General features: G+C 55.3%; 20 protein-coding genes. 9 read left to right on the top strand and 11 right to left on the bottom strand.

The window, feature by feature from the left end:
* Window positions 1–22: 22 nt before the first annotated feature.
* The gene (locus ACXAGD_RS20990; RefSeq protein WP_475213705.1) at window positions 23–1,738 is read left to right on the top strand and encodes an adenylate/guanylate cyclase domain-containing protein; all 1,716 of its coding nucleotides are present in this window, start codon (window positions 23–25) and stop codon (window positions 1,736–1,738) included.
* Window positions 1,739–2,008: 270 nt separating this feature from the next.
* On the opposite strand, the gene ACXAGD_RS20985 is transcribed toward ACXAGD_RS20990, so the two are convergent.
* From ACXAGD_RS20985 to ACXAGD_RS20970, 4 genes are read right to left on the bottom strand one after another with little or no spacing between them, the layout of a single operon-like run.
* On the bottom strand, window positions 2,009–2,770 hold the full coding sequence (locus tag ACXAGD_RS20985) for an ABC transporter permease (protein WP_475213704.1): 762 nt from the start codon (window positions 2,768–2,770) through the stop codon (window positions 2,009–2,011).
* Complete coding sequence (locus ACXAGD_RS20980) at window positions 2,767–3,513, bottom strand: ABC transporter permease (protein WP_475213702.1); 747 nt, start codon at window positions 3,511–3,513, stop codon at window positions 2,767–2,769. The genes ACXAGD_RS20985 and ACXAGD_RS20980 overlap by 4 nt, the downstream gene beginning before the upstream one ends.
* Window positions 3,514–3,522: 9 nt before the next feature.
* Complete coding sequence (locus ACXAGD_RS20975) at window positions 3,523–4,287, bottom strand: transporter substrate-binding domain-containing protein (protein WP_475213701.1); 765 nt, start codon at window positions 4,285–4,287, stop codon at window positions 3,523–3,525.
* Window positions 4,288–4,326: 39 nt separating this feature from the next.
* Complete coding sequence (locus ACXAGD_RS20970; RefSeq protein WP_475213699.1) at window positions 4,327–5,124, bottom strand: ABC transporter ATP-binding protein; 798 nt, start codon at window positions 5,122–5,124, stop codon at window positions 4,327–4,329.
* 93 nt (window positions 5,125–5,217) lie between these two features.
* Here ACXAGD_RS20970 and ACXAGD_RS20965 point away from each other — a divergent pair, with 93 nt between their 5' ends.
* The 4 genes from ACXAGD_RS20965 to ACXAGD_RS20950 are packed head-to-tail and all read left to right on the top strand — an operon-like array spanning window position 5,218 to window position 9,433.
* On the top strand, window positions 5,218–5,865 hold the full coding sequence (locus tag ACXAGD_RS20965; protein WP_475213697.1) for a TetR/AcrR family transcriptional regulator: 648 nt from the start codon (window positions 5,218–5,220) through the stop codon (window positions 5,863–5,865).
* Entirely contained in the window at window positions 5,862–7,046 is a 1,185-nt protein-coding gene (locus tag ACXAGD_RS20960) for a pyridoxal phosphate-dependent aminotransferase (RefSeq protein WP_475213695.1), read from the top strand. The genes ACXAGD_RS20965 and ACXAGD_RS20960 overlap by 4 nt, the downstream gene beginning before the upstream one ends.
* Window positions 7,043–8,647, top strand: a complete 1,605-nt coding sequence (locus tag ACXAGD_RS20955; RefSeq protein WP_475213693.1) for a 5-guanidino-2-oxopentanoate decarboxylase — start codon at window positions 7,043–7,045, stop codon at window positions 8,645–8,647. The genes ACXAGD_RS20960 and ACXAGD_RS20955 overlap by 4 nt, the downstream gene beginning before the upstream one ends.
* A 3-nt stretch (window positions 8,648–8,650) precedes the next feature.
* Window positions 8,651–9,433 (top strand): arginine deiminase family protein, encoded by a 783-nt coding sequence (locus ACXAGD_RS20950; protein WP_475213691.1) that lies wholly within the window; start codon window positions 8,651–8,653, stop codon window positions 9,431–9,433.
* A 391-nt stretch (window positions 9,434–9,824) separates the two neighbouring features.
* Here ACXAGD_RS20950 and ACXAGD_RS20945 read toward each other — a convergent pair whose 3' ends face one another.
* From ACXAGD_RS20945 to ACXAGD_RS20930, 4 genes are all read right to left on the bottom strand, one after another.
* Window positions 9,825–10,604 carry an IclR family transcriptional regulator gene (locus ACXAGD_RS20945; protein ID WP_475213689.1) on the bottom strand — a complete coding sequence of 260 codons (780 nt, stop codon included), beginning with the start codon at window positions 10,602–10,604 and terminating at the stop codon, window positions 9,825–9,827.
* A gap of 11 nt (window positions 10,605–10,615) precedes the next feature.
* Window positions 10,616–11,974, bottom strand: coding sequence for a TRAP transporter large permease (locus tag ACXAGD_RS20940; RefSeq protein WP_475213687.1), 1,359 nt, complete (start codon window positions 11,972–11,974; stop codon window positions 10,616–10,618).
* Window positions 11,974–12,639, bottom strand: coding sequence for a TRAP transporter small permease (locus tag ACXAGD_RS20935; RefSeq protein ID WP_475213686.1), 666 nt, complete (start codon window positions 12,637–12,639; stop codon window positions 11,974–11,976). The genes ACXAGD_RS20940 and ACXAGD_RS20935 overlap by 1 nt, the downstream gene beginning before the upstream one ends.
* Before the next feature lie 67 nt (window positions 12,640–12,706).
* Window positions 12,707–13,945, bottom strand: a complete 1,239-nt coding sequence (locus ACXAGD_RS20930) for a TRAP transporter substrate-binding protein (protein ID WP_475213684.1) — start codon at window positions 13,943–13,945, stop codon at window positions 12,707–12,709.
* A gap of 108 nt (window positions 13,946–14,053) precedes the next feature.
* On the opposite strand from ACXAGD_RS20930, the gene ACXAGD_RS20925 reads away from it, so the two are divergent.
* The gene (locus ACXAGD_RS20925) at window positions 14,054–15,649 is read left to right on the top strand and encodes a GMC family oxidoreductase (protein WP_475213682.1); all 1,596 of its coding nucleotides are present in this window, start codon (window positions 14,054–14,056) and stop codon (window positions 15,647–15,649) included.
* Between the two features lie 601 nt (window positions 15,650–16,250).
* Here the strand turns inward: ACXAGD_RS20925 and ACXAGD_RS20920 are convergent.
* From ACXAGD_RS20920 to ACXAGD_RS20910, 3 genes are all read right to left on the bottom strand, one after another.
* Complete coding sequence (locus ACXAGD_RS20920) at window positions 16,251–16,421, bottom strand: hypothetical protein (RefSeq protein WP_475213680.1); 171 nt, start codon at window positions 16,419–16,421, stop codon at window positions 16,251–16,253.
* A gap of 277 nt (window positions 16,422–16,698) precedes the next feature.
* Complete coding sequence (locus ACXAGD_RS20915) at window positions 16,699–17,118, bottom strand: hypothetical protein (RefSeq protein ID WP_475213678.1); 420 nt, start codon at window positions 17,116–17,118, stop codon at window positions 16,699–16,701.
* Between the two features lie 218 nt (window positions 17,119–17,336).
* On the bottom strand, window positions 17,337–18,023 hold the full coding sequence (locus tag ACXAGD_RS20910) for an OmpA family protein (RefSeq protein WP_475213676.1): 687 nt from the start codon (window positions 18,021–18,023) through the stop codon (window positions 17,337–17,339).
* A gap of 192 nt (window positions 18,024–18,215) precedes the next feature.
* Between ACXAGD_RS20910 and ACXAGD_RS20905 the strand changes: the two genes are divergently transcribed.
* The 3 genes from ACXAGD_RS20905 (at window position 18,216) to ACXAGD_RS20895 (ending at window position 23,206) form a co-directional block, all read left to right on the top strand.
* Window positions 18,216–19,628 (top strand): TolC family outer membrane protein, encoded by a 1,413-nt coding sequence (locus ACXAGD_RS20905; protein ID WP_475213674.1) that lies wholly within the window; start codon window positions 18,216–18,218, stop codon window positions 19,626–19,628.
* 108 nt (window positions 19,629–19,736) lie between these two features.
* On the top strand, window positions 19,737–21,890 hold the full coding sequence (locus ACXAGD_RS20900) for a type I secretion system permease/ATPase (protein ID WP_475213672.1): 2,154 nt from the start codon (window positions 19,737–19,739) through the stop codon (window positions 21,888–21,890).
* Window positions 21,887–23,206 (top strand): HlyD family type I secretion periplasmic adaptor subunit, encoded by a 1,320-nt coding sequence (locus ACXAGD_RS20895; protein WP_475213670.1) that lies wholly within the window; start codon window positions 21,887–21,889, stop codon window positions 23,204–23,206. The genes ACXAGD_RS20900 and ACXAGD_RS20895 overlap by 4 nt, the downstream gene beginning before the upstream one ends.
* Window positions 23,207–23,211 lie beyond the last annotated feature (5 nt).

Genomic DNA, 23,211 nt, shown 5'->3' with positions numbered 1-23,211 from the left:
GTATTTTGCGCTACGAAGTGACATGAACGGAAACCGTAGACTTTCCGCAGTTCTCTCGGCCGATGTAGTAAATTACTCGGGCCAGATAAAGGCGGATGAGCACAGAACTCTCCGCGAACTCCGTGTCTTACGTCGAGAGATTTTCGATCCATTGGTTAGTGATCATCTCGGCAAAATCGTAAAGAGGCTGGGCGACGGATGGATTGTCGAGTTTAACTCGGTTTCAGACGCTGTGAGATGCGCACTTGATCTACAAAGCCAAGTTTCAGCTAAGTCCTCACTGAAACTGCGAGTGGGCGTGCATCTGGGGGACGTCGTATTCGACGAAGATGATATCTTCGGCGATGGGATCAATATTTCCTCGCGGCTACAAGAGGCTTCCAACGAAGGGGCTGTGTTAATCTCCGATGTCGTTCATCGCAGCCTTGACGAGAGGCTCGCCGAGCAGTTTCATCGCGCTGGAGAACGGCAGTTCAAGAACGCCCCGTCACCAGTCGAAGTATTCCAATGGTCGCCACGAGGCTCCGCTCCACCGCGAGTGACGCCGGCCAGTCACTCAAAGTCACTGCTGATCGGCGTCCTACCCTTTGACAATCTTTCTTCTGACCCCGATCAGGAGTATTTTGCCGATGGCATTACCGAGGAGATTATTACTACCCTGTCGAAACTTCCGAACCTACTGGTCGTCGCGCGCAACTCTACTTTCGTCTACAAAGGGCGCTCGGTGGATGTGAAACAGGTCGGTCTGGAACAGGGCGTCGATCTGGTTCTCGAGGGAAGTGTTCGCCAGAGTGGTAGTCGTGTGCGGATTACTGCGCAGCTAATCGATGCAAAGTCCGGAATGCACATTTGGGCAGACAGGTTTGATCGCCTCATAGAAGACGTGTTCGAGGTTCAGGATGAAATTGCCCTCAGAATTGCGACTGAGCTTCAAGTCGAATTACTTGCAGGCGAGATGGCCCGTTTCAGGGGTTCGGGGACTAAAAATCTGGATGCCTGGGCTGCTCAATTGCAAGCCGTAGAGGCTTCGCGCAGAATAACAAAAGAAGCACAGGCCGACGCTCGCCGGTTTGCACAACAGGCAATTTCACTCGATCCTGGTTACTCCGCGCCATATTGTACTTTGGGGTTCATCTGCACTGTCGAAGCAAGGCACGGCTTTGTAGAAGACCGAAGAGCTGCGCTGGCAGAGGCACGTGACTGCGCTCGACGTGCTCTTGAAATAGACAGCTACAACCCGGAGGCTCACGCAATTGCTGGTTTCGCGGATGCAATTGATGGCAAGCTGGCATCGGCGATCGAGAAGTTCAACGCAGCGCTACAACTAAATCCAAACCATGCTGATGTGGCCGCAAGGTTGTCGATTACACTGGCATTCAATGGCCAGGCAAAAGAAGCTATCCGCGTGGCACGGCAAGCCATTACTCTCAACCCTCATTATCCGGGCTGGTATGCTGGCGTTTTGGGTTTGGCCCTTAGACTCGATAGTCGATACGAGGAAGCCAAGGAGGCATTCGCCGAATATGGCCAAAGGGTTGAAGGCTTTGGACACCTCGACCTGGTGATCGTTCATGTGGAGATGGACAACCTCGATGCCGCACGCGACGAAGCACGGAATGTGATGAAGTACCGTCCTCAGTTCTCCATATCGGAGTGGGCGAAAACTCAGCTTTTTTCTGATGTAAAACGACTAGAGAAAGACTGCGCGTCTCTGCGTTTGGCCGGCTTGCCCGAATAGGTGCAACGCTGACTTACTGCAGCGCAGGTTTTCATGAAAACCGATGTCCAGTGTGTCCACCGTGGGCTCAACGAGGTTGGCGATGATGTCCATTCCGTCAGATCTCAATAAATCCTTATGCAACGCAGGATAGCGCCGGTTTCTCCAATTTGTGACTCTCTGGTCTTTGACTCAATCGACAGCCACAGCCTCCATAAAATCAGTCAAGCGCGTCACTCAATTTTGACCCGATACACCTGTCGACTATTCGTAAGTACTGAAACCAATGCCTCACGCTCTCTCAAATCGCTGGAAGGCCAATGCAATCAAACCGGCGATTGCCATGTACACCAATGCCAGCAACAGCAGGGGTTCATAGACAACAAAGGTGTCTGCTCGAACCCGGGACGAAACCGCATAAATCTCGACCACCGTGATAGTTGCTACAAGCGGCGTTGCTTTGAGTTGTAAGATGGTTTCTCCGCCCAACGTAGGCAAAACGTTGCGTACGGCTTGGGGTAACCAGATCCGGCGGAACATGGTGAAGCGCGGCATACCGAAGGATTTTGCAGCCTCAAGCTGCCCTTTTGCGACACCAGAGAATGCACCCCTCATGACCTCGCCCTCATACCCCGCAAAAGACAATGTCAGTGCAAGGACAGCGTAAGGCCAAGCCTGACGCAAGTAAGGCCAAAGTTCTGACGACCGTATCCAGGGAAACTGTGGAAACAACGAACCAAGCCCATAGTATAGCAACCAGATCTGCAACAGCAGCGGTGTGCCCCGAATTATCGTGCAGAACACTCGGGCGGGCGTGGCCAAGTACCAAGGGCCGACCGCCTGCGCCAATCCCAGCGGTACAGCCATCAGAAAGCCTAAAACGGTTGTGACAACCAAGAGCCAGATTGTGGTCCAGAGACCCTGCAGCGCCAAAGGGGCATACTTTGGAATCCAATCCCAACGCAGCGAGAAGGCACACCAGATCACCAAGGCAGCAAACAGCAGCATCATGACGATACGGTGCGGTTGCATAAGGGCCTTTACAGTGATCATGCTGAGCTTCCCTTCAACGATGGTTGACCACGCCGCGCCCATTTCTCGATGCGAGCAAAAACGACCCCCGAGAAAAGGGTGACCATCAGGTACAAGAAACCTGCAGCCAAAAAGAAGGTGAAGTAGGCTCGAGTACTGCTCGCCGCTTGTCGCGTTTCCAGCGTCAACTCACTAAACCCGACGACAGCAAGCAAGGCTGTGTCTTTGGTCGCGATAAGCCACAGATTGGCCAGCCCCGGCACTGCAAATCCCATCATCGCTGGGATTGTTACCCGGCGCATAATCATGAAAGCGGGCATTCCATAGGACTTCGCCGCTTCGATCTGCCCCACCGGCACCGCCTTGATAGCACCACGCAGCACCTCGGTGGCATAGGCCCCCTGCACTACCCCCAGCACCCAAATCCCGGCGGCAACACCGTTGATCTCAACCCGACCTCCTCCGATAGCCTCAGAGATCTTGTTGATGATATCGCTGCCGACATAATACAGGATCAGGATCAGCACCAATTCAGGCACTGCCCTTATCACTGTTGTGTAGATGGCAAGAAGGTCACGCGTGACCTTCCCGCCGTAGAGTTTTCCGTAGGCACCGAACAGCCCGATAACCAGCCCCATTCCAAATGCGCCAAAAGCGATTTGCAGGGAATTGGCAAGCCCGCGTAGCAAGTTGCCGCCCCAGCTTGACAGCGACAGCAACTCCATGCTGGTGCCAAGGCCCAGTGTCTCTAACAGTCCGGTCACAACAGCGCCTTAGTAGATGCTGGTGGTGAAGTAACCCTCGGTGATTTTCTCGTGGGTCCCATCTGCAAGGATCGCCGCGATCCCTTTGTTAAGCGCTTCTAGAAGCTCGGTGTCGCCTTTACGCACACCGGCACCTACGCCACGACCCAAGATTGCTGGATCATCCGCGACAGCACCTTTGATTTCGCAGCAGCTGCCATTGTCCGAATTCACAAAATCCGCCATGGCAATACTGTCCGCCTGCGTGGCGTCGATACGGCCCGCGAAGAGGTCTTGGTTGGCTTCATCCTGCGTCTGATAGACTTTTAGCTCTGCATCCTTGAAATATTCCTGAGCATAAGCCTGATGGATCGTAGAGGCTTGGATCCCAATGATCTTACCTGCAAGCGACTCTGGGGTCGGCTCAATCTCCATCGACTTGTCCGCCACGATGACTGCTGGCGTGTTGTAATACGCATCGCTGAAGTCGATGGTTTTTAGCCGCTCTTCAGTGATCGACATCGAGGCCATGATCGCGTCGATCTGTTGGCCGGTTAACGACGGAATGATGCCGTCCCAGGCAACAGGGGTGATCACGCAGTCGAGCTCGGCGGCGGCACAAACGGCATTGATCACCTCGATCTCCCAACCGACCCAATTGCCCGAGCTGTCAGGTGACGCAAAAGGAGGATAGGGCTCGGCGGCAATACCGATCTTGACTTGTTCAGCTGCGGCCACACCAGCGGTTAGAGCGGCTACGGCTGACGCTGCAGTCAGAAGTGCTTTGAATTTCATTAGGTTTCTCCCTGTTGGTTTTATTTGGTTTGTTTCGTGTTATCCGACTGATCTGAGGAATTGCTTCAGTCGTTCCGATTGCGGATTTCCAAAGAGGGCGGCAGGTGGTCCCTGCTCTTCAATGCGCCCCTGGTAGAGGTAGACGACGTGGTTCGCCACTTCGCGCGCGAACTTCATCTCATGTGTGACCAATAGCATAGTACGCCCTTCGGCAGCCAGATCACGGATCACTGTCAGAACTTCGCCGACAAGTTCAGGGTCCAAGGCGGAGGTTGGTTCGTCAAAGAGCATCGCAGACGGATCGACCGCCAGCGCCCGAGCGATAGCCGCCCTCTGCTGCTGACCACCGGACAGATATGCTGGAAAGGTGTCCTCCTTGCCGCCCAAACCTACTCTGACCAGCAATTCGCGCGCACGTTCGATCGCCTCGGATTTTGGCACCTTCAATACATGTACCGGAACCTCGATCACATTCTCCAACAGCGTTCGATGGGTCCATAGGTTGAACTGTTGGAACACCATCGCCAATTTGGTCCGAATACGCTCGATCTGCTTCTGGCTCGCCGGGCTACCATCTGCCCGCATTGCCACTTCCTCGCCGCCGATTACGATTTTGCCGGAGGTCGGCGTTTCAAGGAAATTGATGCACCGTAGCATCGTCGACTTGCCAGAACCCGAGCCGCCAATGATCGCGACGACATCACCTTGATGCGCGGTGAGGTCCACGCCTTTCAGCACCTCGAGATTTCCAAAAGACTTATGCAAGTCCTCAACACGGATCGCCTCACGGCGCGTATCCGGTTGTTGAGCAACTGCGTCAGCGGCGGCTGTGTCCATTTTTCTTTGACCCCAACTTTCTGATTGCAGTAAGCCGCGAGCATAGTAATTATGCAAGTGTATAATTTTGGCACCCGCAAAAAAGGACCGATCGTGAGCGAGGACCGCAAGAAATTTAAGCGTGAGTCGGCCGAATCCCGGCAGCATGCACTGATTCTCGCGACGCTTGATTTGGTGGCCGAGCAGGGCGTCCGTGGCGCCACGGTGCGGGGAATCGCTGACCGCGCAGATGTTACGCAGGGGCTGATCCGTCATTATTTCAACTCCAAGGAAGAGCTGATCGTCGCCGCGTATGAGCACCACATGAACTCGATGACAGATCAGACATTCGCACCCGCGAACGAAGTCGCAGCCAGCGCCCAGGCTAGGTTGGCAGCCTTTGTGAAGGCGTCATTAACACCTCCGGTTGTCGACCCCCGCGCTATTGCTCTCTGGGCGAGCTTTTTGAACAAGGTGCAGCAAGACCAACAAATGAAGGCGACGCACGAACGGACATACGCCTACTTCCGGGACCAGCTTGAAGGGCTGATCGCTGCCTCGCTAAAAGAAGCGAACCGCTCGGTATCCCCTGTCCAGTTGCGGCAACTGGCTATTGCTTGCAACGCGGTAATCGACGGCCTTTGGCTGGAGGGCGGCGCATTGCCCGATGCTTTTGAGCAAGGTGAATTGGTGGAAATCGGGCTGAAATCCGTTTCCGCCATTATCGATTTGGATCTAACGCAGGAGAGCGAGCCCCAATGAGGCTGACAGCAATTACCGAACGGCTGGCCGGATTGGGCGGCGGCAAATGGGAAGTACACCTGAAGGCGCGCGCGATGGTCGAGGCCGGCGCAGATCTGGTGGAAATGACAATCGGCGAACCAGACGTACCAACGCCGCCAGAACTCTGCGAGGCTGCTGCTTTGGCGTTGCAATCGGGTCGTACAGGATATTCCAACGGCCGCGGAGAGGCTGGCCTCTGCGCAGCCTTGGCAGACTCTTACACCAAACGCCGCGGGCGGCAGTTCTTGCCTGAGAACATTCTCTGTTTTCCCGGCACGCAGACCGCGCTTTATACGGTGATGCAGGGTGTTGCCGAAGCAGGTTCCGAAGTGCTTGTCGGTGACCCGATGTATGCCACCTATGAGGGCGTAATACGCGCATCCGGAGCCAAGCCTGTACCGGTGCCGCTCCGCCCGGAAAACGGATTTCGGCTGCAAGCCGAAGACATCGCCGCGCGCATCACGCCACACAGCCGCGCCATACTTTTGACGACTCCGCACAACCCTACAGGCGCGATCCTGACCGCAGAAGATGTGCGGCAAATCGGCGAACTCGCGATCAAGCACGACCTCTGGATCATCTCAGACGAAGTGTATGAGCATCTGGTGTTTGAAGGAGCTGAATTTGTTTCCCCGCTCTCGGAGCCGGAACTGGCTGATAGGGTCATCGCGGTCTCGTCGATTTCCAAATCTCACGCGGCCCCTGGGTTTCGCAGCGGCTGGTGTGTAGGTCCAACCACGTTCTGTACGGCCTTGCTACCGGTCTCGGAAACGATGCTGTTTGGCAACCAGCCCTTCATCGCAGACATGACTGAGAAAGCCGTACGAGACGGGTCTTCGGTCGCCGCGGGCATGGCGTCCCGTTTTGCCGCCCGTGCCTCTGTTCTGGAACGCCGCCTTCATAGTGAAACGCCGTTGACCGTCCACCAACCGGATGCCGGCATGTTCGCACTGGTCAACGTGTCGGGCATCGGAATGGATGGTGACGCATATGCCTGGGATCTGTTGGAACACGGCGTTTCTGTGATGCCCGGCTCTGCCTTTGGCGAAAGCCTTAAGAACTGGGTTCGGGTCGCCCTCACGATTGACGACACCCGCTTTGCGACAGCGTTAGACCGCATCGTCACCCACGCAAACCTCAGCAAACGGAGCGTTGCATGACCAACCAAACAGTGGGCGAAGCACTGGTCGCCGAGTTGAAACAACGGGGCGTGTCTTGTGTGTTCGGCATTCCTGGCGTTCATACGGTCGAACTCTACCGCGGGCTGGCCGCCTCAGGTATCCAGCATGTGACTCCAAGGCATGAACAAGGCGCAGGTTTCATGGCTGACGGCTATGCGCGTGTCTCGGGCAAGCCGGGCGTGGCCTTTGTGATTACAGGGCCTGGCCTGACAAACACGCTGACGCCGATGGCGCAGGCCCGAGCGGATTCCGTTCCGATGCTGGTGGTGTCCGGCGTCAACGAAAAGAACACGTTAAACAAGGGGCTCGGCCATTTGCATGAGCTGCCCGACCAGCATTCGCTTGCCAAGACTATTGCGCTGGTTTCAGAACATGTGAACCAACCCGGTGACCTGAGCGCTGCGTTGGATCGCACGTTTGCAACCTATTCCTCTGGACGACCAGGCCCCAACCATATCCAGATCCCGCTGGATGTAGCAGGATTGGCCGCGGAAAGCGCCCTAACCCCGAACAACCCTTCCGGCCAGACACTCGACAGAGGCTTGGTCCAACAGGCGGTAAACCGGCTGTCGGCTGCACGGCGAGTCGTCATCCTGGCGGGCGGCGGAGCAAAGATGACAGACGAGGAGCTGCAATCTCTAGCCGAGCGCCTCGATGCACCTGTCGTGCAAACCGTAAATGCACGCGGGCTGATGCATGGGCACCCACTGACTGTTGCCGCCAGCCCCAGTTTAAAGGCTGTCCGGGCGTTGATAGAGGCAGCCGATTGCGTCCTCGCTTTGGGGACCGAGTTGGGCCCAACCGACTACGACATGTATGCCACCGGAGAAACGGCCTCTATGCAAGGGCTCATACGAGTGGATATTTGCGCGGATCAACTGGCCCGTCACGACGCCGCAATCGCCATAAAGGGTAGAACTGATGAGGTCATATCCTCATTGCTTGCAGCGCTACCCGGAAAATCCAACCAACGAGATGGCATAGACCGCGCTGAAAAAACCCGCGTCGCAGCCTTCGAAGAGATAGGCCCGGACTACCGCGCCCAAGTCAGGATTCTGACGGCAATGCGCGCTGCAGTCCCGAATGCGCTTATGATCGGAGACTCTACTCAGCCGATTTATGCAGGCAACCTCTACTACGACCACGACCGTCCCGGTGGTTGGTTCAATGCCGCCACTGGATACGGGGCGCTTGGCTATGGCATTCCGGCCGCTATCGGCGCTGCGATCGCCGATCCGAAAGCGCCCGTGATTTGCATCGCTGGTGACGGGGGTGCCCAGTTCTCACTGCCCGAGATCATGGCCGCAGTGGACCAAAACCTGCGCATCACCTTTGTTCTTTGGAACAATCATGGCTATGGCGAAATCGCTACTTCCATGGAGGACGTAGGTGTTGAGGTGATCGGTTGCGACCCTACCCCGCCCGATTTTGCCGCCACTGCTGCCTCGTTTGGCATTCCTTTCAAACGCGTTCCGCAAGACGCGACAGCTGTTGCCGCTGCACTGAAAGCAGCCAATGCGCAAAACGGCCCCTCTATTCTGGAAATTAATATTGCCGGGCACCGTCCGGATCAGGAGTGACTCATGCGAAATCCAACCTTTGAATTTACCCGCGCCATCACTCGCAAGCCTGCCTCGACCATTGTAGACGGACTGCGTGCCGAGGATATCGGCAATCCCAGCCTCGAGGGTATGCTGGCAGCGCATTCGGCCTATATCAGCGCGTTGTGCAGTACCGGAGCAGAAGTGATCGAGCTTGACCCGCTTGAAGCGTATCCGGACGCTCAGTTCGTTGAGGACACCGCGCTGTGCCTGCCGCAAGGTGCTATCCTGATGCGACCTGGCGCGCCTTCCCGTCTGGGTGAGGTGGCAGAAATATCGTCGACGATCCGTGCCTGTTACGATGACGTCCGCGAGATCAAAGGCCCTGGCCATGTTGAAGGCGGCGACATACTGGTGACCGGAAAGGAAATCCTCGTCGGCCGCTCGGATCGAACGGACGCTGCAGGAGTGGCCGAACTGACAGAAATCGCTAATGTGTGGGGTCATGCGTTGCGTGAGGTGTTTACGCCTGAAGGCGTATTGCATTTCAAGACTGATTGCTCGCTGATGGATGCAGAGACCATCCTTGCGACCAAGCGCCTGGACGCGTCCGGGTGCTTTGAAGGCTACCGGGTTTTGCATGTTGCCGACGGTGAAGAAGCGGCCGCCAATGCAATTCGCTTCAACAATCTGGTCCTGATGGCGGCCGGTTTCCCGCGCACCGCAGATGTTTTGGACAAGGCCGGGTATGAGGTCGTCCAGATCGACAACGCCGACTGCGCCAAGTTGGATGGCGGCATGTCATGCCTGTCACTGAGATTCTAATCGCAAAAAGGTCCTTTGGGCATAGGGACCGAGTTGGGCTAAAGCAACGCGACTACACTGGAAGACCGAAATGAGCGCGGCCAAGAATACGTTAATACTTGGCCGCATGTGAGTTCGTTAGGTGACGTCAGATAGTGGCGGTCATTTGCGACCCTTGGATGTTGTCTGCAAGAGGCGATCAGTTCGGAACCGGCACATCACGAGTTTATCGGCGTGTCGCCTGCCATACGGCAGATCTGCACCGCATCGATCTGGTCGCTGTCGCGGATAAAAGTCATGGACATTGCAGACAGTGAACGGGAATGACCTAGCAACTGAACTCTTCAGCCAGCTTAGAAAGATCATTTTTGTCTCAATGGGCGAGAGCTTTGATGATGGCCACAAGCAGGCTTCAGTCAGTTAGCATTTCCGAAAGCTCACCTGCTCCTTTTTGCAGGATGTTCAGAAAGGACAGCAGGCTGTTGACGTCGTGACGTTGGGTTGGAGCATGTACCGAAAGTGTGCCTACTAATCTGCCTTGTCCATCACGAATGGGTACAGCGATGGCCGTCATTCCGGCCATGAATTCCTCATCATCTGTCGCGTAACCCTTCTCAGCGATTCCGCGGATTTCCTCGCGTAATGCTCTAGGGTTAGTTAGGGATTGTTCGGTCTGCGGTTTTAAATTGCCTGCCGAGAGAAACCCATCCAACGTTTTCTGACGCAGAGTAGACAGGTACATCTTGCCGCTAGCCGTGCAATGGAAGGGCACCTGAGTTCCGATTGGCAATTGTATGCGTAGCGGCCATTTCGTTTCAACCCGGTCGAGGTAGATCATCCCTTCCCGGTCCGGGATGGCTAAGTTACAGGTCTCACCAACGTCTTCGGCGACGCTGCGCAAGATAGCCAAACGCGCTGTGCGCAGATGTTCGGAAGACATGATATTGACTGAAAGTAGCCGCAGCCGGTGCCCAGGACCATATGAGCGGCCATCCAGATCTCGCTGCAGGAAACCTTCGGCCTCTGCGGTTTGTAGCAGACGGTGGACAGTGGGCTTTGCCAGTCCCAAAGTCTCGATCAGGTCCGCTGGTTTGATGGCGACCCCGCGCCGCGCCACCTCCTCAAGTATAAGAAGGAGACGCAGGTTGGTCGGGATCTGAGTTTCTTTGTCTTGTGTTTCCGTCTCGGCCATCCCGCAACATTCTAGTTATTTGGCAGCAGGATCAAGGCCAGATCAGGCACAAGCGACACCAGGATCCATACCGACAGCAAAGCTACCAGATAGGGCACCGTGTATCGCAGAAGCCGGAAGTAGGGCACACCAGTCACCCCTGACGCCACATAGAGGTTCAAGCCGTAGGGCGGAGTGATGAAGCCGATAGACGCGCCCACCAGGAAGATCACCGAGAAATGGATCGGATCTACCCCAACCGAGGCAGCTATTGGCGCGAGTATCGGCGCAAGGATGATTGTCACTGGCAAGCTTTCCAGCACCATGCCGGAAAAGAAGACGATCACCATCGAGGTGAACAGAACCGCGTGGTAGCCGCCCATTGAGGTTACAAAGTTCCCAATGGTTTCTTGTGCCCCCAGCAGCGACAGGATTTGCTGCATCACCACTGAAATCGCGATCAACGGTGCAAGAATGCCTGTGATCTGGGCTGACCGGATCACAATTGAGGGGATCTCGGGGATCGTAAAACCTTCGACCACGAACATCTCGGCATAGCTTTTTTCGGTCGGTGGAATATCGTTCCGTGCGCCCATGATCCGGTTGATCGGATAGCTGACCAACCCGGCAATCACACAGAAGCCTACGGTCACACCCGCCGCTTCGGTGGGTGAGAATTTACCGGTGTAGATGCCCCACAGAACCAAACCGATGGCGAAGAAGCCAAGCCAAGCGCCGAACGCGGTTTTCAATACTCGGTTCAATTGCAGCGGGATCAGATGCCCCCAGCCATTCATGCGGCAGATGATCCAGCAGGCGAACTGCATCCCCATAACCATCAGTGCACCTGGAATTATACCAGCCACAAACAACTCAGATATCGGCAGGTTCATCAAGAAGCCGTAGACGATAAAGATAATGGACGGAGGAATGATGATCCCTACCGTTCCACCCGCCGCTGCGGTGGCCGCGCTAAAGCGTTCGTCATAGCCGCCTTTTACCATCTCGGGGTGCAGCATCGACCCGATTGTTGCTGTTGTCGCCGAGTTGGAACCCGAAATCGCGGCGAACAATCCGCAAGCGCCGAGAGATGCCATTGCCAACCCACCACGTATCCAGCCCAGACAGGCGTAGGCGAAGTCGCTGAGGCGCCGCGCAATACCTGATTTGTTGATCAGGTCTCCAGTCAAAATGAACAATGGCATCGCCAGCAGTGCAAAACCTTTGTTGAAAACGTTCAGAAGTTCGGCACCCATGTTGTCTAGGGTCAGGCCGAGAACAAAGGAACAGCCGATGACCCAGTAGCCAATCACCAGCAAAACCGGCACGCCCAGCATGAACAGAAACGTAACACCAAGCGAAATCAATGTGACCATGGTTCCGTCTGTCATCAGTCTGCTCCGATCACGGCCTGCTGAATCAGCGGCTTGCCTGTTGTCCAGTTGTGCAGATCGTCAGCGAGGTTCTGGAACACGCGTCCGACCATTAGAAAGAAAGACAGCGGTGCGGCCAGAAGGAACCACCACTGCATGATATTGTCGGTACCAAGTACGATCTGGAAGTTAGACGCAGACAGCGCCACCAGCCGGGAAGTGGTGACGATGACGATCACCGCGAAAATAAACCACAGAACCGCATCAAGGATCAGGCAAGCCAGCTGACCTGCCCTCGGCATCGCGGTGCGGAATTCGCTAAAGCTCAAGTGCGTACGCAGGCGTACGTTGTAAGACGCCCCGAACCAAGCCATTACCATGAACAAAAGTGGCGGAATGGTCGTTGACCATGGCTCTTGATCATTAAACACAAAACGGTCGATCACACCCCAGAAGATGATTAATGCAATGGCAAGATACGAATAAACCATCACAGATCGTTCTAGATGGCGCTCTATGAAGGGCACTGTCCGATAGACCAGCATGACCAGAAGCCCGCCAAATGCGGAAGCCACTGCACCCAGAACCCAAGCAGCGTCAGATTCCAGAGCTGATTGAATCTCGAACGAATCCTGGCTGAGAAAGGCGCTGAAGATCGCGCCTATGTCTGCCCATAACGACATGTACCCCGTCCTCCCAGTCGGTGTGTTTTTCGAACCGGCCCGTTTGGGGCCGGTTCACATCAGCTTATCAGGCCTGACCCATCCACCAACGGCGCGGCTCTACATTTTCCGGCAGTGTGTCTGCGGGTATCTCACGCGCGATGTCGTAGATTTCCTGATACGTATCGATGCCGCCAGACCATTTGTTCAGGCGTTCACGCCACTGCGCCCATGGCTCGGGGTTATAATTCGGCGCGCACATCTCTTCAGCCAGTTTGATCTGATCGTCCGGCAAGAAAGCGGGGCGGACACCGTTTTCGGCAAAGATCGTATTGGGAAGCTGCGGTTCCGAGAAGCCAACGGTGTTCAGCAAAGCGGCCTCATTCGCACCTTGGATCAACGCCTGAGTGAAATAGGATGACTCCATCACTGCGTCCTGCAACTCACCTCCGAGGCCGTCAAAGACCTTGGCTGACATCGAGGTATGCTCGGTGCCACAGAAGAACTTCAGGTTCACCGATTGCGATACCACTGGTGCCATATTGGCGTAAGCCACGGCTGAGGCCCAAGTTTCAGCCCCATCAATCAGACCTGTTTTCAGTGCGTCCAGCGTCTCTTCCCAGGCCACCGGAACCGGGTTCAGGTTCAGCAACTGCATTGCAATCCGGCCCAGCTGTGTGCCTGTCACACGGTTCTTGGTTCCGAACAGCTCTTCCAGTTTGGTCACTGTGGGCTTGTCCGCAAAGGTCGAGCCCATTTGCAGACCGCGCAGTTCACAATGGGTAAACAGGAACTTCAGCCCATGCCGTTTCTCCAGGGGGTCGCGGAGAATGCGCTGGCTCGCAGGACTATAGAAGAAATGGTACTGCGCCGCGCGGCTGGGGAACATATAGGCATAGTCCAGCACGTTCAGATAAGGCGCGCCACCGGCCGAGTTCTGCGTCGAAGCAGCGTAGATATCGACGATTCCCTGCTGAGTTTTTTCAACGCAGCTGAGCTGACCACATATCTGGTTGTCGCCGATGAACTCGATCCGAATCTCACCGTCTGTGCGTTCTTCCAGATCACGCGCGAACTCGATCGCCCCAGCGCGCTCGATCAGAAGGTTGCGGGTATTGAAGCCCGAAGCACCGAATTTCAGCGTGTGTTTCGGCTCTTTTGAGAAACGTTTTTCATACGTGGATTCAGCTGCTTGCGCCAGATTGGCCAAGCTCATCGCTCCACCAAACCCACCTGCTGCCAGCAACGTGGAACTCATTCCATAACGGCCAGCCACGCGGAAGAAATCCCGCCGCGAAATCCCACTTAGTTTCTTACCGATCTCCATTGCTTACCTCCCTGATCGCAATTATTGAGACGTTTTGTATCAAAAAATGCTAGTATAATTCTTGCATCTTGCATAGAGTTTTTTCAACGGCGCTAGGAGGAGGCAGTCATGGAAGTGGATTATGCGGTTGTGGGCGCGGGGTCTTCGGGCTGCGTCATTGCCAACCGGCTGAGCGCCAATCCTAACACGACTGTTGCACTGCTAGAGGCAGGTGGCCGCGATACTAACCCATGGATTCACATCCCTGTCGGTTACTTCAAAACTATGCACAACCCCTCGGTCGATTGGTGTTATCGCACAGAACCTGATCCTGGGCTGAACGGTCGGTCCATTGACTGGCCGCGCGGCAAGGTACTGGGTGGGTCATCCTCATTGAACGGGTTGCTCTACGTGCGCGGACAGAAAGAAGACTACGACCGCTGGCGGCAAATGGGCAATGAGGGCTGGGGTTGGGACGATGTCCTGCCCCTGTTCAAGCGCTGCGAGGATCAGGAGCGGGGTGAAGATGAATTCCATGGCGTTGGCGGGCCCTTGTCCGTATCCAATATGCGTATTCAACGTCCGATCTGCGACGCATGGGTGGCCGCAGCGCAAGCGGCGGGCTATCCGTTCAACCCGGATTACAATGGTGCGGAACAAGAGGGTGTGGGGTACTTCCAATTGACCACCCGCAATGGCCGCCGGTGCAGCGCTGCCGTTGCCTATCTGAAACCCATCCGGGATCGACAAAACCTGAACATCATCACGAACGCTCTGGTCACGCGCGTGGTTCTGGAAGGGAAAAAGGCAACCGGTCTGGTCTACCGGGATCGTTCCGGCGTCGAGAAAAAACTGATAGTGCGGCGCGAAATCATCCTGTCCGGCGGAGCCATAAACTCACCACAAATCCTGATGCTTTCAGGGATCGGAGACCCCGAACACCTAAAGGAAAATGGCATCGCACCGCTGCACGCCCTGACAGGTGTCGGCAAAGGGCTACAGGATCACTTGCAGGCCCGGCTGGTGTTCAAATGCAATGAGCCGACGCTGAATGATGAAGTCCGCAGCCTGTTCAATCAGGCACGTATCGCCCTGAAATATGCACTGTTCCGTGCAGGCCCTATGACAATGGCCGCCAGCCTTGCCACCGGCTTCATGAAAACACGCCAGGATGTAGAAACACCAGATATCCAGTTTCACGTCCAGCCTTGGTCCGCTGACAGCCCTGGCGAGGGTGTTCATCCGTTTTCAGCCTTCACCATGTCAGTTTGCCAACTGCGCCCGGAAAGCCGGGGAGAGCTACGTTTGAACGGCCCAGATCCGGCTAAACACATCAAAATAATTCCGAACTATCTGTCCACTGAAACAGATTGCCGAACCATCGTCGATGGGGTGAATATCGCGCGTAACATTGCCAAACAGAACCCTCTCGCCTCGAAGATTTCAGAGGAGTTTCGACCAACGGCTCAACTGAGTTGCAACGACTACGAAGGCACGTTGGACTGGGTCAGATCAAACACTGCATCAATCTATCACCCTACCGGCACTTGTGCGATGGGAAGCACTGAAACATCAGTCGTAGATGCAAAACTAAAGGTACATGGCATAGACAACCTACGGGTGGCCGACTGCTCGATCATGCCGGAAATCGTCAGCGGGAATACTAATGCACCGGCCATCATGATCGGTGAAAAGGCTAGCGATTTGATAAGAGCGGGAACCTGACTCGACAAGCGAGGGAAAGGTGTATGATCCCTCGGTTTGATTGTGTGTTCCTCCTTTTACAAAGGTAGGAAGCACTATCGGAGAAGTTCCCTTAGGGTCAGGAAGCATAGTCGGTTCTGTTCGAAAACTCTTAAGCTCTCTGTTTGAATTGAAACCCCATCGTTTTCGGCAACCTGAGTTCCAACTTGGGGGCGCAGAAAAGATGGATTCAATCAAAGGGGGCACTTCCCAAGGGATGTCCCGCCACGGTGTGTTCCGTCAGATTGGCGTTGTTGAACAGACGTACTTCCCCGCGCACAACCTAAGTAATGTGCAGAGTCTCGAATTCTCACAGTTGGGGGGCCGCAGTGGAATTGTGGCGCGTTCTGCTATTTGGCAATGAGACGCGAAGAAAACGTGGCCAGTACACGTGGACAAACATCTAGTCGGCAAAGCCACAACTCGCAAACGTGTCTCAACCAATTATGTGACTGTTCGTACACTACCCCTACCCTAACGTGACAGATGCCAAATGCCTCGCATCAGAGACCCCAGAGTCAGTACCGCGAGCCGAAGTCTCGACATTCCAGCGGCAGTACTGCCTGCCATGGCAGCGGCTCGATCACAAAAAGATCGATTGAGCCGTTGGATGAATCGGCGGTACCACCGCGGTTGGCAGTGCGGCAATCCCTGCTGCAGCGGCTGCAAATGGCAGAGAGCTTTCTAAAAATTTCCAACGTCCTTCGTTGAATTTGTCAGAGCCGTTTTTCTCTTGCTCAATCGTTTGCTTCAACGTTTTTTCGTGTTTTGAAAGGGTTCGTGACCCATTCGAGCACGTAAAGATACGAACGCCTTTAAATGCGATCGTACGTATAATTTTTGCGACAGCAAATGCCACTCATTGCTGCGGCTTCGTTGCTAAGAGTTTTAAAACGTCGCGATCTGCGCAATTGCGGTCATTCGGGCATCGCGCAGCGTCGGTCAAAGTGGTCTCACAGCGGGTAACTAACAGTCGCAAGGCACATTAATGCCAGTTCGGCGAACTAAAGCAGACTTTCCAAATTCGGACTTTAGTTCTCGTCAGCCAGATTACCTGTCGCAACAACGGTTTGGAAATACTCGACCTTCAGGTCGAACGACTTGAGGAGTTCCTGCGTGCTTGGTTTAACCACCGCATCATCAAAGTCACCTTTCTCGAAGTGCCCCGCAGAAGCGAGGTCAGACCAAAGGCTCGTAACCACCAGCTCGTTATGTTGACCTTTGACTTTGACTGCAAGAGCGGCCCCCAAATGCCCGGGAAGCTGTGCCATTTCAACGAATGTCGTTCGTCTTAGGTGATCAGCGTATTGCTCCAAGACCTCATCAGTTCCCGCCACTGCTCGCCACCAACGGATAATCATTTTGTCCTCGCGTGTTTTCCATTTTGACGTCAAAAGCAGATCAGGATTCTTTGCAAGTCCTGAATTGAGCGCCTTTAATGTTCCACTCATAAACTTGGCCGATCATCACTGGTTTCTAAACCCAGTCAGAATACGTCTCAGCTGCAAATTTGGGCTATTTTCAGTCATTGGATGCGGAGCCGGACGTCTCAAAGCTGACTTTTTCTGGTTGTTTGGTCCCTGCGATCGCAACCCGCTTTACTGACAATCGCTGCGCAAATAGACCGAAGGTTGGCAAAACTTGTCATTTGCGCCCAACAGCAGTCAAGCTACTGCGCCAAAGCGGCTTCCAACCGGGCCGAGCTACAAAAACAGCGTTTGGCATACTCAACCTTACGAACGGATTCAGCATTCAATCCGATTGCCTTACCGCAGTCTTCGCGTGCAGCACCTGCCATTTGAAACGCCGGGCCGTTGCGGCCGGAGCTGGTGAGTTGGTCATATTGGGCCACTGCAACCTGTAGGCGGGCCACAAGATCGTTTTGCAGTTCGTCGCCAACAGCTGTTTGCGATAATGGTACGTCACGGTAGCTGCGACAGGCGGCCAAAATGTCTGCCAGCCCCACTGTAACACGGCGATTTCGACGCTCGGCCGTGGACACAGCGATTAAAAGGTCGGATTTGCCTCGGCTAGAAATATCTCCGATTTGGTCAACCGAAACGCCCGCAGCGACGAGTGCCCGCGCAACAGTGTTTGCTCGTCTTTGCCCCAAATCCTGATTGTATCCCGTTGATCCAACCGCGTCTGTGAAGCCTATGACCACGGTTGGCTTGTAACTGTCGGTTGCCTTTAGCCGTTCAGCAATTTCGGCGACTTGTCGCTGACCTTCCGCGTCCAACTGATCAGAGTCGAAATTGAAGTTAACGGTCCCGAACACCTCGGCCAGGACACTGGCCGGCGCCGCAGAAAGAACCAGAAAAACAGCCAGGCGAGCGAGCCCCAAAAATCGAACCATTCCGACCTCATTCATTTGCTGGTCACCAAAAAGATGTCAGGACAAAAGTGCTTTGACAAGTTTGCTGCCCGCAGCGGGCGAGTCAATTGCACGTATCGCAATAAAATGTTGCCAATTGCCCATTGTTGGGCAATCTTTCTAATCAAATCTGCCTATCTGCGTTCCTTAACAGGAAAGTCTTTGAGGGAATCCATGCGTCAATTCATTTGCGGCACGGCAATGATCTGTCTCGCTGCGATGTCACTGCCGAAATTTGCCAACGCGTTGTCTCTGGAAGACGCTATTTTATTCGTTCTTGAGACCAACCCTGAGATTACTGCCGCAGAATCCAACAAACAGGCTATTGAGTTTGAACTGCAACAGGCGCGCAGTTTCTGGGCCCCACGCTTCGAACTGGACGCATTTGCCGGGGGCAGCATCAACGATGGCACCACTACTCCTGACCTGTCCGCCGCTGATGGATGGATCGGCGGGTACGAGGTTGGCGCCCGCATGTCGCAATTGTTGTTCGACGCTGGCGAGACCCGCTCCGAAATAGAACGTCAGGCTTATCGGATCGATGCTGCCGCACTGCGTGTACTTGAGCGTTCGGAAGTTCTGTCGTTGGAGGCCATCCGCCTTTATGCGGATGTTTTACGCGTTCAATCCCTGGTAAAACTGGCCCAAAACAACCGGGACTATCACGTCGAAGTCCTGCGTCGGATACAGCGAGCCTATGACAGTGGCGTTGTCGGAATCGGAGATCTTCAGCAGGCCGAGGAACGCCTGATCTTGGCCGAAGATACAATCATCTCGTTCGAGTTTGACTTGGAAGATGTCAAGAACCTGTTCATCGCCGTGGTTGGTGTCGACGCAGAAGGGCTCTCGACGGTTCCGGACATTCGCCGTGCTTTGCCTGCAGATTTGGATTCCGCGCTCGAGATTGCGCGTCGAGCGAACCCCACCATACGGTTCCTTCAGGCCGACGTCGGCTCGGCCGAAGCACAATCACGACGCACTGACGCAAATGCTCTTCCCAAGCTATTTCTCGAAGCTGACGGGCGCGTAGGCGAAGATGTGGGCGGGTTCGAAGGAGATGTTGCCGATGCGCGGATCGGGCTGGTAATGCGCTATCAGTTCCAAGGCAGTTCGAAAAGGGCTGCTCGTCAGGAAGAAGTGCGCCGTGTCAGCGAAAGCCGCGCCCGGTTGTTGGCCCAAACACGAAACGTCGAAAACGAGGTTCGCCAAAGCTATTCTATCTATAGGACGGCGCAGCGACGGACAAAGAAAATCACCGCTCAGGTCAAGATCGCGCAAAAGCTGCGGGATACGTATGAACAAGAGTTCACTGTCGGACAGAGGTCATTGCTGGATGTTCTGAATACACAGAACGCACTGTTCCAGGCCGAAGCCAATTTGGTGAACGCCAAATCGGCCGAAAACTATGTTCGGTATCGCATTTTGGCGTCTGTTGGCGTGCTATTGCGGACCATGGGCATTGAACCGCCCGAGGATAGTCGAGTCTATGCCCGCGACGAGTTGAACGTGACACCACGCAACCAGACCGGAGGCGAGCAGCGACTGGATGCAAGTACCTTTCGGGACTGGAGGAAATCGCTTGACTGACAGGACCCTGCTTTAGTTGGAGTTGCGCTCATCGCCGCAGAGAATCCGCCAAAACGCCCTGCCACTGCGCGTGTAAACATATCTCCGCGTGTGGTTTCTGGCGACCGTTTGACCGCAGAGGGCAAACCGGAATGGCGGTTCGAAGGTAAGCCACAAGATACGCTCGCCGACGCGATCGCCACATGCATGCGCCTGTGTGGACACGATATCGGGGTCGAGGTTCTGTGCTCTGGGCGACTGCTAGATGCCAACGGAAGTTTAACGCCGACCGAAGCGGTCAAAGCCGTTGAGGCACAAGGATTTCGGGCCTATCTGACGCGCCGCGAGTTGAAGGACATTCCCGAGCCTGTTTTGCCTGCCGTATTGTTCCTGTCAGGACGGGATGCCTGCGTATTGCAACGTATCACTGGCGAACAGGCGACGGTGATCTGGCCGACACGGTCCAACGATCCGCTGACAGTACCCTTGGCCGAGCTGTCCGAGCTTTACGCAGGCCACGCGTTGCTGCTGCAAGCCGATGAAAGCGCCGACGTTGATCACGGGGCTACCGAAAAACCGGGTCATTGGTATTGGAAGGTCGTGAACCGGTTCTGGCCAGACTACATGCAGGTGATCATGGCTTCGGCCATGATCAACCTTCTGGCGTTGGCGATGCCCTTATTCACCATGAACGTCTATGACCGGGTCTTTCCGAACGCAGCCTTGATAACGCTCTGGTCGCTGGTTGCCGGCGTTGGCCTGGCGTTGTTGGTCGATGCCATCCTTAAATGGGTACGGGCACGCGTCGTGGACAAGGTTGCTCGTCGCGTCGATCTGGCAGTTTCTTCCGAGATTTTCCGTCATATTGCCGATCTTCGTCTGGACGCGCAGGCGCAACCGACCGGCGGGTTAATTAACAACTTGAAAGATTATGAACAGGTGCGGGATTTCTTCTCGTCGCAAACTTTGGCCTCACTAACAGATTTGGTGTTTGCTGCATTGTTCATTGGTGTCATCGCTTACATCGGTGGTCCGCTGGCATGGCCCCCAACCATAGCGCTCAGCGTTGTTCTCATCTTGGGTGTATTGATTCTCGTCCCGTTGCGAAGGGCGTCCAACTCTGACAGGCAGGTCACTGGGGTTAAAAATGCTGTGGCAGTCGAGGCCGTAAGCGATCTGGAAACACTCAAGGCTGTCTCGGGCCAAAGCCGAATGCAGGCGCGATGGGAGAGAATGGTCGCCGAGTCAGCAACAACGCAAGAGCGCAGTCGCCGATTGGCGACATTTGCAACCACGATCACAGGATTTGCCCAACAATTGTCTTCCATCGGGATTGTGGTGATCGGAGTATACTTGGCGTTGGAAGGCAACCTGACAATGGGTGCCGTAATCGCGGCGATGATTTTGTCTGGCAGAGCGATGGCACCCACAGCGGCCCTATCTGGCCTTTTTGTTCGCGCAAGTTTCGCAATCGAAACGCTGCGCGGCCTCAATACTCTTATGTCCCAGCCTTCGGACAAGGGGTCGACGGGTGCTGCCCTCAGCGCGCCTGCCAAAGAAGGTGCGTATGAGGTTCAGAACCTCTCGCTGCAGTATCTAGGAACCAAAGTCCCGGCTTTGGCTGAGGCGTCTTTCTCAAGCGATCCGATGGCGCGGATCGGGATCATCGGACCTGTCGGGGCTGGCAAAACAAGTCTCGTGCGCATCTTGTCGGGGCTATACGCACCCACCGATGGCATGGTTCTACTGGATGGTTTGAACATAGCGCAACTGGCTCCGGCCCGACTGCGCAAGGACATCCAACTGGTCCCACAAGAAGCGGTTCTGTTCTCCGGCACCTTGGCTGAGAATATTGCCTTTGGGGTACCGCAAGCCACAAACGAGGATATTCTGCGCGTGGCGCGATTGGCTGGGGTCGACCGCATTGCAGCCGCGCACCCGCAAGGCTTTGGAATGCCAATCACCGAGCGGGGTCGCAACCTGTCGGGAGGTCAGCGACAGCTTGTGGCGCTGGCCCGTGCCTTGTTGCCACGTCCAAGAGTATTGATCCTAGATGAACCAACCTCTTCGATGGATACGCAAACGGAACAAATTTTTGTTCGAAACCTTTCGCGGGTACTGGCACATTGGCCGATGACCCTGATCGTCTCGACCCACCGCAGCAGCCTGCTGAGTTTGGTTGACCGGCTGATCGTGTTGGACCAGGGCAAAATTGCGGTAGATGGACCAAAAGAGGACATCCTGCGGCAATTGGCGAAAAACACCGGTGAAGGACCGTCATGAGCAATCGGGATTGGGAGCTGGTCGATTTCGCGAGCGGTCCCAAGGCCGCAAGCCTGCGCCGGTCTTCTGGGTGGATATTTGCCGTATTACTGGGACTACTGCTGATCCTCGGCTGCGCGGTACTGTGGGCCTCGCTGGCGCGGATTGAAGAACTGGCTCGTGCAACCGGTCGGGTCGTCCCGTCAGGTCAAGCGCGGGTTGTCGAAAGTCTTGAGGGTGGCATCGTCCAGCAAATTCTGGTGCGAGAAGGTGATGTGGTTGAGGCCGGGCAGGTGTTGGTCCGCCTGGATGACACAAGCTCTGCTGCCAGTCTGGGCGAATTACGGGCGCAGCAGCAGGCGCTGCGTGCCCGCGCCCTGCGACTTGAGGCGGAATTGGATGGAGCAGCTCAACCAAACTTTACAACGGCGGCCATTGATCCAGACAGTTCACTGGCGGTTCGGGAAAGTGCCCTGTTTGACAGTCGAACCGCCTCATATCTGGGTCAGAGGGCTGTTCTGGATGCGCAGGTTCAGCAACGCGAACAAGAAATCGCCGAGCTTAGCGCTGCACTGGATCGGGTGGCTGAGAACATCGCGCTACTTGACGAAGAAATTCAGATCAAGACCGAGAGTGGCATCGTCCCACGGGCTCAGATCCTGCCGGTGGAACGCGAGCGCACCGCAAGACGTCAGGAACGTGACGCGTTGAGCAGCCAGCGTGAACAAGCGGGCGCAGCATTGACAGAAGCCAATGCCCGCCTGACCGAAGCCGAATTGCAGCGACGGGCCGAGATCAATATCGAGCGATCTGATACGCTCAACCAACTCAGCGTCATTGAGGAGAGCATAAAAAGCGCGACCGATTTGGTAAACCGCGCCGCCTTGCGCGCGCCGGTAAACGGGATCGTATCGACCCTGAATGTTCACACAATTGGCGCTGTGATTGCCCCCGGCGAAGAAGTGCTTCGCATCGTCCCGGCTGATGACTCGCTGCTGATCGAGGCGCGCGCGAAACCAGAAGACGTCGCCTTTCTGCGTCCGGGCTTGCCCGCAAGCGTCAAACTGACTTCTTTTGATTTCACTGTATACGGTTCCTTGGACGGTCAGGTGACCCGCGTCGGGGCCGATGCTGAACAGGATGAAGCCACCGGCGAGGTCTACTTCCCGATCATAGTAGAAACCAAAAGCAACGCCCTTGAAAAGAATGGTCAACGGCTGGAAATTCGCCCCGGTATGGTCGCCTCAGTCGATATCCTGACCGGAGAGCGAACCGTACTTGACTACATCCTGAAACCCTTCCGCAAGGCCAGGTTCGAAGCACTGCGCGAACGATAATCTGT

This window comes from Ruegeria sp. ABF4_144, from assembly GCF_056160045.1.
The sequence above is the reverse complement of the archived record's forward strand: the minus strand, read 5'-3'. Positions and strand labels throughout refer to the sequence as shown.